Here is a 14988-nt window from a genome sequence, read left to right as displayed (position 1 = left end):
CAATGCGCCATCGCAGTGCCAGAGGTCACGCGCGCCGGACGGCCGCCGGCGCCGTGGATCAAACCACGATCGAGGCGGCGTGCTCGCGCGTGGCGGAGAAGCGCACTGCCGGAGCGCGCTCCTGCGCCAGCTGCAGATTCACGCGTGAAGGCGCCAGATAGACCAGTTCGCCAGCAGCATCGATGCCGAGGTTCATGATGTTCTTCTCGCGGAATTCTTCCAGCTTCTTTTCGTCGTCGCAGTGAATCCAGCGCGCGGTAACCACGCCCACCGGCTCGAACGAGGCATCTACACCGTATTCGTCCTTCAGGCGATAGGCGACTACGTCGAACTGCAGAACGCCGACCGCGCCCAGGATCAGGTCGTTGCTCATCAGCGGGCGGAAGAACTGGGTGGCGCCTTCTTCGGACAGCTGCACCAAGCCCTTCTGCAGCGCCTTCATCTTCAACGGATCGCGCAGGCGCGCGCGGCGGAACAGCTCCGGCGCGAAGTTGGGAATGCCGGTGAAGCTGATCGCCTCGCCTTCGGTAAAGGTATCGCCGATGCTGATGGTGCCGTGGTTGTGCAGACCGATCACATCGCCCGGATAGGCGCTTTCCACGATTTCGCGATCGCTGGCCATAAAGGTCAGTGCATTGGCGATGCGCACTTCCTTGTTGGTGCGCGTCTGCACCATCTTCATGCCGGCGGTATAGGTGCCGGAGCACACGCGCATGAAGGCGACGCGGTCGCGGTGCGCCGGATCCATGTTCGCCTGGATCTTGAACACGAAGCCGGTGAGTTTTTCTTCTTCCGGCTTCACCTCGCGGTTGAGCGTGTTGCGCGAGCGCGGCGCAGGCGCATGCTCCACGAAGAAGTCCAGCAGCAGTTGCACGCCGAAGTTATTGACCGCCGAGCCGAAGAATACCGGGGTGAGCTTGCCGGCGAGGTATTGCTCCAGATCGAACGGATGCGAGGCGCCCACGATCAGCTCCAGCTCGTCGCGCAGCTCGCCCAATGCTTCGGCGCCGATCGCGGCTTCCAGGCCGGGTGCATTCAGGCCTTTGAAGATGGTCGAATCCTGGCGGGTGAAATTCTTGCCCGCCTCGAACACATGCACTTCGTCCAGCAGCAGGTGGTATACGCCCTTCAGGCGCTTGCCCATGCCGATCGGCCAGGTCAGCGGCGCGCAGGCAATACCCAGCACCGATTCCACTTCATCCAGCAGTTCGATCGGCGAGCGGCCCTCGCGGTCGAGCTTGTTGATGAAGGTCATGATCGGCGTATCGCGCAGGCGGCACACTTCCATCAGCTTGATGGTGCGTTCTTCCACACCCTTGGCGCAGTCGATCACCATCAGCGCCGAGTCCACCGCGGTCAGCACGCGGTAGGTGTCTTCGGAGAAGTCCGCGTGACCTGGGGTGTCGAGCAGATTGACGATCTTGTCCTCGTAGGGGAACTGCATCACCGAGGAGGTCACCGAGATGCCGCGCTCCTTTTCCAGCGCCATCCAGTCCGAGGTGGCATGGCGCGCGGCCTTGCGGCCCTTGACGGAGCCGGCCATCTGGATCGCGCCGCCGAACAGCAGCAGCTTTTCCGTCAGCGTGGTCTTGCCCGCGTCGGGGTGGCTGACGATGGCGAAGGTGCGGCGGCGGTGGGTTTCTTGGAGATGGGCGGACATGGGCGGATCGGCTGGAGCGTGGAGCGCGTATTGTAACGTGGCTATCCCCCGGGCAGTGCCAGTGAACAGGCTCCGCGCACTTGGACGCCGGTCTTGTGAGGTGGCTTGCTCCGGCCATAGTGGCACTTTAGTATCACTTCATGCGCACTGAACTGGTCACCACCCTGAAGCGACAAGCCACCGAGCTGCTGGCAGAACTGGAGCGCGACCGCGAACCGATTCTGATCACGCAGCACGGCATGCCGAGTGCATATCTTGTTGACGTGGAGTCATTCGATGCCATGCAGCAGCGCATGAGGATGCTGGAAGGTATTGCGCGGGGCGAGCGTGCGCTGGAGGAGCAGCGCACCATGACGCATGCAGAGGCAAGGACACGCCTGAAGCGATGGCTGAAATAATCTGGACCGAGCCCGCGCTCAGCGAGCTCGACGAAATCGCCGATTACATCGCGCTGGACAACCCGCAGGCTGCACGTGAACTCGTCCAGCGCATTCTCGCGCATGTTGCGCAACTGGCGGATCATCCGGTCAGTGGGTCCAGGCCGCCAGAGCTGAAGGGGTCGCGCTATCGGCAAATAGTCGAACCTCCATGCAGGATCTTCTACCGTGTCGACGCAGACGCGGTGGTCGTTCTCTATGTGATGCGCTGCGAGCGGCTTTTGCGGAAATCGCGATTACGGGGCAAGCCTTAGGGCGTAACGACCACTTCGTTGGCGTAACCACATACGGCCAGCGGGTATTTGCCGGGCTCCGGAATCCGGGATACGCGGCGCCGGAAGGCATAAAAAAGCCCGGGGATCGCTCCCCGGGCTTTGGCTTGCAAGTGGCGGGCGAAGGCTTACTTCGCTTCCTTCTCCATCAGCTTGGCGACCATGCTCGCCGGCACTTCTTCGTAATGATCGAAGATCATGGTGAAGGTGCCGCGACCGCTGGTGGCCGAGCGCAGGAAGTTGATGTAGCCGAACATTTCCGCCAGCGGCACGAAGCCCTGCACGAAGGCGTTGGTGCCCTTCTGGCCCTGCTCGCTGATCGAGCCGCGGCGACGGTTGATGTCGCCGATCACGTCGCCGAGGTAGTCGGCTTCGGTGACCACTTCCAGCTTCATCACCGGCTCCAGCAGCTTGGGCTTGGACATGCGCTGCGCTTCGCGGAAGCAGGCGCGGCCGGCGATTTCGAAGGCGAGCGCCGAGGAGTCGACGTCGTGGTACTTGCCGTCGATCAGGCGTGCCTTGAAATCCAGCACTTCGTAGCCGGCCACCTGGCCCTGGCGCGATTCCACCGTGATGGCATGTTCCACCGCCGGGATGTATTCGCGCGGCACGCGGCCGCCGACGATTTCGTCGGAGAACACCACGCCGCTGCCCGGTTCACCCGGTTCGAAGATCATCTTCACTTCGGCGAACTGGCCCGAGCCGCCGGACTGCTTCTTGTGCGTGTAGGTGTGCTCGACGGTCTGGCCGAAGGCTTCGCGGAAGCTGACCTTGGGCTTGCCCATGTTGGCTTCCACGCCCAGTTCCGTGCGCATGCGGTCGATGGTGATTTCCAGATGCAGTTCGCCCATGCCCTTGAGCACGGTCTGTCCGGTTTCCTTGTCCACTTCCATGCGCAGCGACGGATCGGCCTTCACCATCTTGTAGAGCGCGGTGGAGAGCTTGTCGATGTCGTTGCGGCTCTTCGGTTCCACTGCCACGCTGATCACCGGGTCGGGGAAGCGCATGCGCTCCAGCAGCACCGGATGGGCCGGATCGGTGAGCGAGTCGCCGGTCTCGGTTTCCTTCATCGAGACGAAGGCGCAGATGTCGCCGGCGCGCACTTCTTCGATGTCCTTGGTGGCGTTGGCCTGCACTTCAACGATGCGGCCGATGCGCTCTTTCTTGCCGCGGGTGACGTTCTGCAGGGTGTCGCCCTTCTTGATCACGCCGGAGTAGATGCGGCAGAAGGTGAGCGTGCCGAACTGGTCGTTGATCACCTTGAACGCCAGTGCGCGTGCCGGTGCGTCGTCGACGACGCCCTGTTCGCCAACCACATTGCCGTCTTCGTCCACCAGGCCGATGCCGCCGTTCTCGCCCGGGTAGGGCATGTAGTCGACCACGCCGTCGAGCAGCTGCTGCACGCCCTTGTTGCGGTAGGAGGAGCCGCAGAACACCGGCACCAGCTTGCCTTCCACGCAACCCTTGCGGATGCACTTCTTGAGCAGCTCGATGCTGAAGTCGCCGCTCTTGATGAAGGTTTCGACGTCGCCGGCATTGAGCAGCTTGTCGAACGCTTCGTCGTCCATTTCCAGTGCTTTTTCGATGGTTTCATCGCGCAGCTGGGCGAGGTTGGCGACCCATTCCTGATCGGCGGTGGAGGTGAAGTTCACCTTGCTGGCAACTTCTTCCAGCGGTACCACGTCCCACTGGCTGTCCTTGTCGTGACCCTTCCAGATGTAGCCCTGGCCGGTGATCAGGTCGACCATGCCGACGAATTCGTCGTGGCTGCCCAGCGGAATCTGGCACAGCACGGCGTTGGCGCCGAGGCGGTTCTTGATGCCTTCCACGGCGTGCTTGAAGTTCGCGCCGATGCGGTCCATCTTGTTGATGTAGCACATGCGCGGCACGTTGTACTGGTCGGCCAGGCGCCAGTTGGTTTCGGTCTGCGGTTCCACGCCGGCCACGCCGTCGAACACCACCACGGCACCGTCGAGCACGCGCAGGCTGCGGTTCACTTCGATGGTGAAGTCCACGTGGCCTGGGGTGTCGATCACGTTGATCTGGTGACCCTTCCACTCGGTGGACACAGCGGCGGACTGAATGGTGATGCCGCGCTTGCGTTCCTGCTCGAGATAGTCGGTGGTGGTCGAGCCCTTGCCGTCCTTGGTGTCATGCACGTCGACGATCTGATGCTTCTTGCCCGTGTAATACAGCACGCGCTCGGTGGTGGTGGTCTTACCGGCGTCGATGTGGGCAATGATGCCGATGTTGCGATAGAGGTTGAGGGGTTTTTGGCGGGCCACAGTCTTGGTTCCGTGATTAAAGTTCGTTAGGCGAAATAATTGCGGACGCGAGTTCTGCCCGCAGCGTACGTTTTCAATGTGTATCCAGCGTGTCCGGTCCGGTCTGGCGCATTCAGGACGCTGCGTGGATCAGCAGGTCCTCGTAGAAGGCGCCGAAGGGCTCGGTCGGGTGGCTGATCTGGATCTCGAGGATCCACAGGCCTTCGCCAGGCCGGTGCTCGAAATCACCCAGGTCGCCGCCCTTGTGTATGGCGTGCGGGAAGTCGCTGACGCGATGTCCCTTGATGGCGTGGTTGAACCGCCATCCCATCGCTTCGGCACGCGCATCGGCGTAATTATACAGGGCTTGGCCGCTCAGGCCGCGAGTGTGCCACGCATCGGCCACATCCCGGTGCAGATCGCGTGCCGCCTGGGCGCAGGCCTGCTGGGCCGGGGCATGGCCGACCGTGAAGGTATCGCCCACATCGCCCTCGTGGCCATCGAAAACCAGGCCCAGGTCGATGAAATAGATGTCGTCCTGGCCCAGGCGCACGTCCGGGGCCGAGGGCTGGCGGTAGGTCTTGATGGTATTGGGGCCGATCCGGATGATGACCGGGTGCCACAGCCGCTCCATGCCCAGTTCCGCAAAAACTTTCGCCGCTTCGGCCTTGGCCTCGTCCTCGCTGATGCCCGGCCGCATGCGCTGGCGGATGCCCTGCAGCGCAGCCCAGCTCTGGCGGCGCGCGTGCTGCATGCGCGCCGGGTCGAACGTGCTGCCGACGGCTTCGCGGGCGTGCTGCGTCACGGGGGCGTCATCCGCGTTGCCATGCTCAGCCCAGCAGCACCAATGCCAGGCCAATTGCTGCAGGCAGGCCCTGGATCCACAGCACCTTGCGGGTGGCGGTGAAGCCGCCGTAGAGGCCGGCAATCAGCACGCAGGCCAGGAAAAACAGCTTTACGTGGGTGCCTTCGGGGCCGCCGAGCAGGATGCCCCAGATCAGCCCCGCGGCCAGGAACCCGTTGTACAGCCCCTGGTTGGCGGCCAGCACCTTGCTCTGTGTGGCGAATTCGGGAGTGAGGCCGAAGGCGCGCCGGCCGGTGGGCTTGTCCCAGAGAAACATCTCCAGGACCAGGAACCACACATGCATCAGCGCGATGACCGCGACCACGATGTTGACGAGGATCGACATGCTGCTCCCCTGGCGCCGGCTCAGGCCAGCGCGTAGCCGAACTGTTCCTTGAACGCGGCCGCGAACTCGCCGTAGCTGAAATGCTGGTTCTGCGTGCCGGGATGTTCCACCTTCAGCGCGCCCATCAGCGAGGCCATGCGGCCGATGGTCGGCCAGTCCAGGCCGTTCATGATGCCGAAGATCAGGCCGGCGCGATAAGCGTCGCCGCAGCCGGTGGGATCGACCACCTGGCGCTCGCGCGCAGGCGGAATCTCATGGGTGGTGCCGTCGGCGTGGATCAGCGAGCCGCGCGGGCCGAGCGTCACGATATAGGCCTTCACGCGCGAGGCAATGTCCGCCGCGCTCCAGCCGGTGCGCTGCTGCAGCAGCTGCGATTCGTAGTCGTTGACGATCACATAGGTGGATTTTTCGATCATGGCGCGGAACTCGTCGCCATTGAACAGCGGCATCGCCTGGCCCGGGTCGAACACGAAGGGCACGCCGCGCGCGGCGAATTCGTCCACGTGCTGCAGCATCGCCTCGCGGCCGTCCGGCGCCACGATGCCGAAGCTGATCTGGGGGATATTGCGCACGTGGTTGGCATGCGCGCTGGACATCGCGCCCGGATGGAAGGCGGTGATCTGGTTGTTGTCCAGGTCGGTGGTGATGAAGCACTGCGGCGTGAACTGGTCCTCGAATACGCGGATGCAGTCCATGCGGATACCGCATTTTTCCAAGTGCTCGCGGTACGGCGCGAAATCCTGGCCCACGGCGGCCACCGGCAGCGGATCGCCGCCCAGCAGCTTGAGGTTATAGGCGATGTTGCCGGCGCAGCCGCCGAATTCGCGGCGCATGCGCGGCACCAGGAACGACACGTTCAGGATGTGCACCTGGTCCGGAATGATGTGGTTCTTGAACTGGTCCTGGAAGACCATGATGGTGTCGTAGGCAAGCGATCCGCAGATAACGGCAGACATGTGGCAGTGGTCCCAATGGGTTGGCTGAATGCGGCGGGGCCGCTGGCGGCAAACACATTATCGTAGCTGGTAGGAGCAGTACGGGAAACAGGCAGCCGCCCGGCAGACTCGGCCCGGGACCCATGGTCGCCTCATTTTTGACACGCCGTTTCCAGCAAAAACAAAGCCTTTCTTAACGAGATTGTCCTTGCGAACAAGGGGTTTGCTGACTAGACTGGCGCGCTTACTTTTTAGCCAGAGTCGACACGCGGCGGACCCATGTTCAAGAAGTTTCGCGGAATGTTTTCGAACGATGTTTCCATCGACCTTGGCACGGCCAATACGCTTATCTATGTCAGGGGCCAGGGCATCGTCCTGAACGAACCTTCCGTGGTCGCCATCCGTCAGGATCGTGGACCGGGCGGTCCCCGCACGGTTGCCGCGGTAGGCGGCGATGCCAAGCGCATGCTGGGTCGTACGCCAGGCAATATCGCTACGGTTCGCCCGATGAAGGACGGCGTGATCGCCGACTTCACCATGACCGAGGCGATGCTGCAGCACTTCATCCGCCAGGTGCATCGCTCGCGCCTGCTGCGCCCGAGCCCGCGCGTGCTGGTCTGCGTACCCTGCGGTTCCACCCAGGTGGAGCGCCGCGCCATCAAGGAATCGGCCGAAGGCGCCGGTGCCCGCGACGTGTTCCTGATCGAAGAGCCGATGGCCGCTGCGATCGGCGCCGGCATTCCGGTGCATGAGGCGCGCGGCTCGATGGTGCTGGACATCGGCGGCGGCACCTCGGAAGTGGCGGTTATCTCGCTCAACGGCATCGTCTACTCGCAGTCCGTGCGCGTGGGCGGCGACCGCTTCGACGAAGCCATCATCAACTACGTGCGCCGCAACCACGGCACGCTGATCGGCGAATCGACCGCCGAGCGCATCAAGCTGGAAATCGGCTGCGCCTTCCCGCAGAGCCAGGTCAAGGAGATCGAAATCTCCGGCCGAAACCTGGCCGAGGGCGTGCCGCGCATGTTCACGGTCAACTCCAACGAGATCCTGGAAGCCCTGCACGAACCGCTCGCCGGCATCGTGGCGGCGGTGAAGGCCGCGCTGGAACAGACGCCGCCGGAGCTGTGCTCCGACGTGGCCGAGCGCGGCATCGTGCTCACCGGCGGTGGTGCCCTGCTGCGCGATCTGGATCGCCTGCTGTCGGAAGAAACCGGTCTGCACGTGCAGGTGGCGGACGATCCGCTGACCTGCGTGGCGCGCGGCGGCGGCAAGGCGCTGGAGCTGATCGACCAGCACGGCAGCGATTTCTTCGCCCCAGAGTGAGCGTCCTCGCAACGCGAGGACACAATTCCCTCTCCCCAGCGGGGAGAGGGCAGGGTGAAGGGCCAGGGCTTGCGTCCATGTTCATTCGAAGCGCATCTAAACAGGCATTCGCTGTGACGCTTTTCGCGAGCTTGCCCCCTCACGCCGACCCTCTGCCAGCGGGCAAGAGGGTGCTGACGCCCATGGCATGCGGAGTGCCCGCATGCCACTGAGTCGCGAGGAATCCTCGCCCCTGTTCGCCGGCACCGCGGCCGGCACCCTGCGGCTGATCTTCTATCTCGCCATCGCGATGGTGTTGATGGTGCTCGATCACCGCAACGGCTGGTTGTGGCGCATGCGCTATGCCACCGCGATCGTGATCGAGCCGGTGTATCGCCTGGCCAGCCTGCCCGCCGACGGCATGCATGCGCTGGGCGTGGCCTTTGCCGATCGCCGTTTGCTCACGGAGCAGAACCAGCGCCTGCGCGAAGATCTGCTGCTGGCCAATGCCAAGCTCAACCGCATGGCCGCGGTGGCCGAGCAGAACCAGCGCCTGAAGGAATTGCTCGATACCCAGCACAGCCTGGAGCTGCATGTGCAGATGGCGCGCGTGATCGGCATCGACCTGGGTGCGTTCCGCCATCGCATGATGATCAACCTCGGCGCGCGCGATGGCGTCAAGGCCGGCCAGCCGGTGATCGATGCGCACGGCGTGATGGGGCAGGTGATCGATGTGCTGCCCAACTCCGCCACCGTGATGCTGGTGACCGATCCGGATCATGCGCTGCCGGTCGTAGTCGAGCGCACGGGCCTGCGCACGATCGCCTACGGTTCGCGCAACGGCGAGCAGCTCACCTTGCCCACGGTGCCGATGGCGGCCGATATCCATGTCGGCGACAAGCTGCTGACCTCGGGTTTGGGCGGCCGTTTCCCGGAAGGTTTCCCGGTCGGTGAAGTCGCCACCGTGGGGCCGGCGCCCAGCGGCATGTTCCTGGAAGCGCACGCCAATCCCAGCGCCGATCTCGACCGCAGCGACGAAGTGCTGGTGCTGCACGACCTGGCCGAGCCGGCCGGGCCGCCGCCGCCGCCATCGCCGGCCGGCCCGCCGACCGACGAGGCGCCACCCCCGCCTGCACCAGCCGGCAGCAGCGCCGCGGCGCCGCGTGCCGTTTCGCCTGCCGCGGCGGCGTCCGCGGGAGTGCCGCAAACATGAGCCGGCAGCGACTGTCATTCTGGTGGTTCGTCGGCACGTTGGCTGGGGCGCTGCTGCTGATGCTGATCCCGCTGCCCAGCGTGCTGGATCCGTTCAAGCCGTACTGGCCAGCGCTGGTGCTGCTGTATTGGGCGCTGGAGTCGGGCGAGCAGCGCGTCACGCTCGGCCTGGCCTTTGTGATCGGCGTCTGCGCCGACATGTTCAACGGCGTGCTGCTCGGCGAGCAGGCGCTGCGTCTGTGCGTGCTCACCTTTATCGCGCTGCGCTTCCGCTCGCGGCTGCGCTTTTTCCCGATGTGGCAGCAGACGCTGGCGGTGCTGGCGCTGCTGGTCAACGATCGTTTCCTGCTGCTGATCGTGCGGGCGTTCGCGGGTGAGTCCACGCCGCCGGCGCTGTGGTGGGCCTCGCCGTTTGTGAGCGCGCTGCTGTGGCCGTTCCTGTTCCTGTTGCTGGACGATCTGCGGATGCGGCTGAGGTTGCAATGAGTGCGGCGACCCATCCATGCCGCGCCTGATCCGCCGCCAGTTCAAGGATACCCGCGGCGAAGGCGAACTGTTCCGCCGTCGCGCGCTGGCCGGCTTTGCGCTGATCCTGCTGGGCTTGTGCGCGCTGGTCGGGCGCTATGTGTTCCTGCAGGTGCTGCATCACGATGAATTCGCCCTGCGCTCGGTCAACAACAGCGTCAAGCCGCGCGCCATTCCGCCCGCGCGCGGCCTGATCTACGACCGCAACGGCGTACTGCTGGCCGACAACGTGCCGGCCTTCCGGCTGGAAGTGCGGCCGGACCAGGTGCAGAACATGAACCAGATGCTGGCCCAGCTCGGCAAGGTGGTGCCGCTGGACCCGGATGACTTGGACGCCTTCCGCAAGCAGCTCAAGCAAAGCCGCCGCTTCGACAGCGTGCCGTTGAAAATGCGCTTGACCGAAGACGATATCGCCCGCTTCGCCGTCAGCCGCTGGCGTTTCCCTGGCGTGGACGTGGTGCCGTATCTCATCCGCTACTACCCGCTGGGATCGCTGTTCGCACATGTGGTGGGCTACGTCAGCCGCATCGACGCGGACGATTTGGACAGCCTCGATCCGGAGCGCTACAAGGGCACCACGCATATCGGGCGCATCGGTCTTGAGCGCTCGTACGAGGACATGCTGCACGGCTCGCCCGGCTACGAGCTCGATGAAGTGAATGCCGACGGACGCATCCAGCAGGTGCTGGAAACGCATCCGCCGATTCCCGGCAAGAATCTCTATCTGAGCATCGATGCGCGCGTGCAGAAAGCAGCCCAGGATGCGTTCGAGGGCCGTGCGGGTGCGGCGGTAGCGATCGATCCGCGCAACGGCCAGGTACTGGCGATGGTCAGCGTGCCTTCGTTCGATCCGAACCTGTTCGTCAACGGCATCAGCACGGCCGATTACAAATCGCTGATTACTTCGCCCGACAAACCGCTGATCAATCGCGCGATGAAGGCGGGCTATCCGCCCGGCTCCACCGTGAAGCCCTTCATGGGCCTGGCCGGCCTGGAATATGGCGTGCGCAGGCCGGAAGACTCGGTGCTTTCCACCGGCGTGTTCTACATTCCGGGGCAATCGCGCGGCTACCGCGATGACCAGCGCTACGGTGCCGGCACGGTGAATCTCTACAAGGCGATCTACGCCTCGGTAAACACTTACTTCTACAAGCTCGCGCTGGACCTGGGCATTGATCGCGTCAGCGAGTTCATGAGTGGCTATGGCTTCGGGCGGCCCAGCGGTATCGACCTGCCGGGCGAGGTATCCGGCATCCTGCCGTCGCGCGCATGGAAGGCCAAGCACTCGCCCAAGGAACGCACCTGGTATCCCGGCGAAACGGTCATTGCAGGTATCGGCCAGGGTTATTGGTCGGTGACCGCTCTGCAATTGGCGCATGCCCTGGCGACCTTCGCCGGTCGCGGCGTGCCGTATGCGCCGCGCGTGGTGATGTCCACCGCGGATGTCGGCCATACGCCGTCGCCGCTGCCCAATCCGCCCGCCGGCCCTTCGCTGATCAAGAACATGAAGGACTGGGATGCGGTAAACGAAGGCATGCAACTGGTGATCTACAGCAACGACCCGCTGTCCACCGGTTTCAAATTCCGGCTGGGCGACGGCTTCCCCTATCGCCTTGCTGGCAAGAGCGGTACTGCCGAACGCTTCTCGCGTACCAGCGATGCCTATAACGAGAACCGCAATACTGCCTATCTCGCGGCGCGCCACCGCGCCTGGTTCGAAGTGTTTACGCCGGCCGAAAATCCGCGCATTGCCGTCGCCGTGGTGCTGGAGGCGGGCGCCTGGGGTGCGGAAGATGCCGGTCCGATTGCGCGCAAGATTCTCGACGCCTGGCTGGCCACGCAGGGCGGCGCGGTACCGCCCGACACGCCGCTGCCCGAGAACGGTGTGACCGCGGCACCCGCAGCGGCCTCCACCACCGCCAGCGAAGTAATGCCGGAAGACACCCCGCAGGGCGACGCGCCTGCGCCGGACAGCTCCAGTGCCGGAGACAACGACCAATGATCGATACCTGGCGCACCCGCGTTTATCGATTCCTGCGGCGCCTGTGGCGGCGTCCGCGCATCGACCTGCCGCTGGCCTTCGCGCTGCTGCTGCTGAGTGGCGTCGGCCTGGTCACGCTGTACAGCGCGGGCGAAGCCAATGTCGGGCTGGTCGGCGGCCAGGCCGCGCGCTTCCTGCTGGGCGCCATTTTCATCATGCTGATGTCGCGCATTCCGCCGTCCACGCTGCGCAACTGGACGCCGTGGCTGTATGCCGGCAGCACCGTGCTGCTGGTGGTGGTGGCGGTGCTCGGCGAAGGACGCGGTGCCGGTCGCTGGCTCAATCTCGGCATCATGCGTTTCCAGCCGTCCGAGCTGATGAAGCTGACCATGCCGATGATGGTGGCGTGGTACCTGCATCCGCGCCAGCTGCCGCCGGGTTGGAAAGATATCGCGGTAGTCGGCGCACTGATTGCGATTCCGGCCGCCTTGATCGCCAAGCAGCCGGACCTGGGCACTGCCCTGCTGGTCACCGCGGCGGGCACCTTTGCGCTGTTTCTGTCGGGCATGGCGTGGTGGCGCTTCGGCCTGCTGGCGGCGATTGCCGGCGGCATGGCGCCGGTGGCCTGGCATTTCATGCACCAGTACCAGCGCAATCGCATCCTCACCATGCTCAATCCGGAATCCGATCCGCTCGGCGACGGCTGGCACATCATCCAGTCGCAGATCGCCGTGGGCTCGGGCGGCATCTTCGGCAAAGGCTTCGAGCAGGGCACGCAGTCGCGCCTGGACTTCCTGCCCGAGCACACCACCGATTTCATCTTCGCGGTGTTTTCCGAGGAATTCGGCCTGATCGGCGTATGCGCGATCCTGGTGTTATATGCCTTCATCATCGGGCGCTGCCTGTGGATCGCGATGGAAGCGCGCGATACCTATTCGCGCCTGCTGGCCGGCGCTATCGGCATGAGCTTTTTCGTCTACGTGTTCGTCAACGGCGGCATGGTCGCCGGACTGCTGCCAGTGGTGGGCGTGCCGATGCCGATGGTCAGCTATGGCGGCACCTCGGCGGTATCGCTGCTGGTGGGCTTCGGCGTGCTGATGTCGATCCACGCCAACCGCAAGGTGCACGACTGAATGCAGGACCCGCAGCGCGCCCATCATGTGCCCGGGTTTGCGCCGTTTTGCATGCTACGCTTTGCGCAATGCCGATGACCGCCGCGACATTTCATTCTCTTCGAGCCTTGCGGCCGATCTGTTTTCGTCCCTGTTTGCTGCTCGCTGCGCTGGCGCTGAGCGCGGCGATGCCGGCGTGGGCCGACCACCCCGGGCAAGCCAAGCTCGTGCAGGAAGTGGCCAAGGACACTGGCAAGGATCCGGCACAACTCAACGCGCTGCTCGATGGCGCGAAGATGCAGCAAAGCATCCTCAACGCGATCAGCCGCCCGGCCGAAGCCAAGCCGTGGAGCGACTACCGGCAGATCTTCCTCACCCCGCAGCGGATTGATGCCGGTATCGATTTCTACCGTGCCCATCGCGCCCTGCTGGAAAAGATCGGCGCCGAATACGGCGTGGCGCCGCAGTACATCGTGGCGATCCTGGGCGTGGAAACCTTCTACGGGCGCAACACCGGCAAGTACAAGGTGCTCGATGCGCTGGTTACGCTGGGTCTGTACTACCCGCCGCGCGCGGCGTTCTTCCGCGACCAGCTGAAAACCTTGCTGGAGCTGCCGGACAGCCAGCTGGCCGGTCCGGTCGACACCCTGACCGGCTCCTATGCCGGCGCCCAGGGCTGGGGCCAGTTCATGCCGGGCAGCATTCGCGATTTCGCCGTGGATGAAGACGGCGACGGGCGCATCGACCTGCAGAATTCGCTGCCCGACATCCTCGCCAGCGTGGCCAATTATTTCGCCAAGCATGGCTGGGTCAGCGGCGGCATGGTGGCGGCGCGCGCGCAGCCCGACGGCGCGGCCAAGCAACTGGACGTGAAAGACTCCACGCCGCAATGGACGATCGAGCAACTGGAAGCCTGGGGCTATGCGCCGATCCAGCACCTGGACCCGGGCGCCAGCAGCAGCGTGCAGAAATTCCAGGGCCTCAACGGTCCGGAATACTGGTTCACCTTCCAGAACTTCTACGTGATCACGCGCTACAACCGCAGTCCGATGTACGCCATGGCGGTGAGCCAGCTGGCCGACGCGATCGCCGCGGGAGCCAATAGTCCGGAACAGGCTACGCAATGAGGGCGCCGTGGCGCCTGCTCCTGCCGTGTGCGTGCCTGGCGATACTGGCCGGCTGCGGCGGTCATAAGAGTACGCGGCCTTATGCATCGTCCTCGCGCAGCGGCAGCAGCTCCGGTTCCGGTGCGTCTGCTTCGGGCGGCATCTACGACGACACCAGCCGGCCGCAGAGCAGCCGCTATCGCGATGGCAGCGACAGCATTCCGGATGGTCCGCCGCCCGATCTGAGCAACCTGCCGGAGCCGGTGCCCAAGGTGGAGCCGCGTTCGCTCTACGGCAACAAGTCGCCATACACCGTGCTGGGCCGCACCTACAGTGTGCTGCCGACGGCACGCGGCTATGACGAGCGCGGCATAGCCTCGTTCTACGGCAACAAGTTCCACGGCTACAAAACCTCGAATCTCGAGGACTACGACATGTACAAGTTCAGCGCCGCCAGCACGGTGCTGCCGCTGCCGAGCTATGCGCGGGTGACCAATCTGCAGAACGGCAAGAGCGTGGTGGTACGCGTGAACGACCGCGGCCCGTTCCACGAGGACCGCGTGATCGATCTTTCCTACGCCGCCGCGGTGAAGATCGGCATCTGGCCCAAGGGCACCGGCCTGGTGGAAGTGCAGGGCATCGATCCCTCCGCGCCGCCGCAGGCCGAAGCGCCACCGCCGCCGGTGGTCTCGCCGTCTGCGCCGCCGCCGGGGATCTTCCTGCAGGTCGGCGCGTTCGCCGATCCGGCCAATGCCGAGAAAGTCGCCGCCCAGCTGCGCACTGCGAATTTCGCTCCGGTGCAGGTGGTGGATGCCACCATCGGCGGTCGTCTCGTGCATCGCGTGCGGGTCGGGCCGCTGGCGGATGTCGACACCGCCGACCGGGTGACCACGCAGATCGAGCAAATGGGCCTGCCCCACCCGCAGGTCGCGGTAGACTGAGCGTTTTCCACTTGTAGTGGCGCCGCGCGCGCCGATGATCCAGCACAA

General features: G+C 64.6%; 14 protein-coding genes. 9 read left to right on the top strand and 5 right to left on the bottom strand.

From position 1 onward, the window contains the following. Positions 1-58: 58 nt before the first annotated feature. On the bottom strand, positions 59-1660 hold the full coding sequence (locus IGX34_RS01985) for a peptide chain release factor 3 (protein WP_192553979.1): 1602 nt from the start codon (positions 1658-1660) through the stop codon (positions 59-61). Between the two features lie 140 nt (positions 1661-1800). On the opposite strand from IGX34_RS01985, the gene IGX34_RS01980 reads away from it, so the two are divergent. Further along, the gene (locus IGX34_RS01980; RefSeq protein ID WP_192553978.1) at positions 1801-2058 is read left to right on the top strand and encodes a type II toxin-antitoxin system prevent-host-death family antitoxin; all 258 of its coding nucleotides are present in this window, start codon (positions 1801-1803) and stop codon (positions 2056-2058) included. Further along, positions 2046-2351, top strand: a complete 306-nt coding sequence (locus IGX34_RS01975; protein ID WP_192553977.1) for a type II toxin-antitoxin system RelE/ParE family toxin — start codon at positions 2046-2048, stop codon at positions 2349-2351. Before IGX34_RS01980 ends, IGX34_RS01975 begins: the two co-directional genes overlap by 13 nt. Positions 2352-2497: 146 nt before the next feature. Here the strand turns inward: IGX34_RS01975 and fusA are convergent, their stop codons facing one another. The 4 genes from fusA to IGX34_RS01955 all read right to left on the bottom strand — a co-directional run bounded on the left by fusA (position 2498) and on the right by IGX34_RS01955 (position 6779). After that, positions 2498-4654, bottom strand: a complete 2157-nt coding sequence (fusA, locus tag IGX34_RS01970) for an elongation factor G (protein ID WP_192553976.1) — start codon at positions 4652-4654, stop codon at positions 2498-2500. A 112-nt stretch (positions 4655-4766) separates the two neighbouring features. Beyond that, complete coding sequence (locus IGX34_RS01965) at positions 4767-5438, bottom strand: M24 family metallopeptidase (protein WP_192553975.1); 672 nt, start codon at positions 5436-5438, stop codon at positions 4767-4769. A gap of 25 nt (positions 5439-5463) precedes the next feature. Next, on the bottom strand, positions 5464-5823 hold the full coding sequence (locus IGX34_RS01960; RefSeq protein ID WP_192553974.1) for a DUF1304 domain-containing protein: 360 nt from the start codon (positions 5821-5823) through the stop codon (positions 5464-5466). A 20-nt stretch (positions 5824-5843) separates the two neighbouring features. Continuing rightward, positions 5844-6779, bottom strand: a complete 936-nt coding sequence (locus tag IGX34_RS01955; protein ID WP_192553973.1) for a carbohydrate kinase family protein — start codon at positions 6777-6779, stop codon at positions 5844-5846. 258 nt (positions 6780-7037) lie between these two features. Between IGX34_RS01955 and IGX34_RS01950 the strand changes: the two genes are divergently transcribed. The 7 genes from IGX34_RS01950 to IGX34_RS01920 all read left to right on the top strand — a co-directional run bounded on the left by IGX34_RS01950 (position 7038) and on the right by IGX34_RS01920 (position 14940). Continuing rightward, on the top strand, positions 7038-8084 hold the full coding sequence (locus IGX34_RS01950) for a rod shape-determining protein (protein ID WP_192553972.1): 1047 nt from the start codon (positions 7038-7040) through the stop codon (positions 8082-8084). A 202-nt stretch (positions 8085-8286) separates the two neighbouring features. Next, positions 8287-9276 carry a rod shape-determining protein MreC gene (gene mreC / locus IGX34_RS01945; RefSeq protein WP_192553971.1) on the top strand — a complete coding sequence of 330 codons (990 nt, stop codon included), beginning with the start codon at positions 8287-8289 and terminating at the stop codon, positions 9274-9276. After that, positions 9273-9761, top strand: coding sequence for a rod shape-determining protein MreD (mreD, locus tag IGX34_RS01940; protein ID WP_192553970.1), 489 nt, complete (start codon positions 9273-9275; stop codon positions 9759-9761). Before mreC ends, mreD begins: the two co-directional genes overlap by 4 nt. Before the next feature lie 16 nt (positions 9762-9777). After that, on the top strand, positions 9778-11802 hold the full coding sequence (gene mrdA, locus IGX34_RS01935; RefSeq protein ID WP_192553969.1) for a penicillin-binding protein 2: 2025 nt from the start codon (positions 9778-9780) through the stop codon (positions 11800-11802). Then, on the top strand, positions 11799-12914 hold the full coding sequence (rodA, locus tag IGX34_RS01930) for a rod shape-determining protein RodA (RefSeq protein WP_192553968.1): 1116 nt from the start codon (positions 11799-11801) through the stop codon (positions 12912-12914). Before mrdA ends, rodA begins: the two co-directional genes overlap by 4 nt. A gap of 167 nt (positions 12915-13081) precedes the next feature. Then, complete coding sequence (gene mltB, locus IGX34_RS01925; RefSeq protein ID WP_225737193.1) at positions 13082-14020, top strand: lytic murein transglycosylase B; 939 nt, start codon at positions 13082-13084, stop codon at positions 14018-14020. Further along, the gene (locus IGX34_RS01920) at positions 14017-14940 is read left to right on the top strand and encodes a septal ring lytic transglycosylase RlpA family protein (RefSeq protein ID WP_192553966.1); all 924 of its coding nucleotides are present in this window, start codon (positions 14017-14019) and stop codon (positions 14938-14940) included. Before mltB ends, IGX34_RS01920 begins: the two co-directional genes overlap by 4 nt. The last annotated feature ends 48 nt before the right edge of the window (positions 14941-14988 follow it).

Origin of the sequence: Dyella acidiphila, assembly GCF_014863405.1 — a bacterium.
GTDB classification, from domain to species: Bacteria; Pseudomonadota; Gammaproteobacteria; order Xanthomonadales; family Rhodanobacteraceae; genus Dyella_B; species Dyella_B acidiphila.
This window is presented reverse-complemented; position numbering and strand designations above follow the sequence as displayed.

Coding starts and splice junctions, on each gene's coding strand:
- IGX34_RS01950 (WP_192553972.1), top strand. CDS start 7,038: ATGTTCAAGAAGTTTCGCGGAATGTTTTCGAACGATGTTTCCATCGAC.
- IGX34_RS01960 (WP_192553974.1), bottom strand. CDS start 5,823: ATGTCGATCCTCGTCAACATCGTGGTCGCGGTCATCGCGCTGATGCAT.
- rodA (WP_192553968.1), top strand. CDS start 11,799: ATGATCGATACCTGGCGCACCCGCGTTTATCGATTCCTGCGGCGCCTG.
- mreC (WP_192553971.1), top strand. CDS start 8,287: ATGCCACTGAGTCGCGAGGAATCCTCGCCCCTGTTCGCCGGCACCGCG.
- IGX34_RS01955 (WP_192553973.1), bottom strand. CDS start 6,779: ATGTCTGCCGTTATCTGCGGATCGCTTGCCTACGACACCATCATGGTC.
- IGX34_RS01975 (WP_192553977.1), top strand. CDS start 2,046: ATGGCTGAAATAATCTGGACCGAGCCCGCGCTCAGCGAGCTCGACGAA.
- mreD (WP_192553970.1), top strand. CDS start 9,273: ATGAGCCGGCAGCGACTGTCATTCTGGTGGTTCGTCGGCACGTTGGCT.
- IGX34_RS01980 (WP_192553978.1), top strand. CDS start 1,801: ATGCGCACTGAACTGGTCACCACCCTGAAGCGACAAGCCACCGAGCTG.
- IGX34_RS01985 (WP_192553979.1), bottom strand. CDS start 1,660: ATGTCCGCCCATCTCCAAGAAACCCACCGCCGCCGCACCTTCGCCATC.
- mltB (WP_225737193.1), top strand. CDS start 13,082: ATGCCGGCGTGGGCCGACCACCCCGGGCAAGCCAAGCTCGTGCAGGAA.
- mrdA (WP_192553969.1), top strand. CDS start 9,778: ATGCCGCGCCTGATCCGCCGCCAGTTCAAGGATACCCGCGGCGAAGGC.
- IGX34_RS01920 (WP_192553966.1), top strand. CDS start 14,017: ATGAGGGCGCCGTGGCGCCTGCTCCTGCCGTGTGCGTGCCTGGCGATA.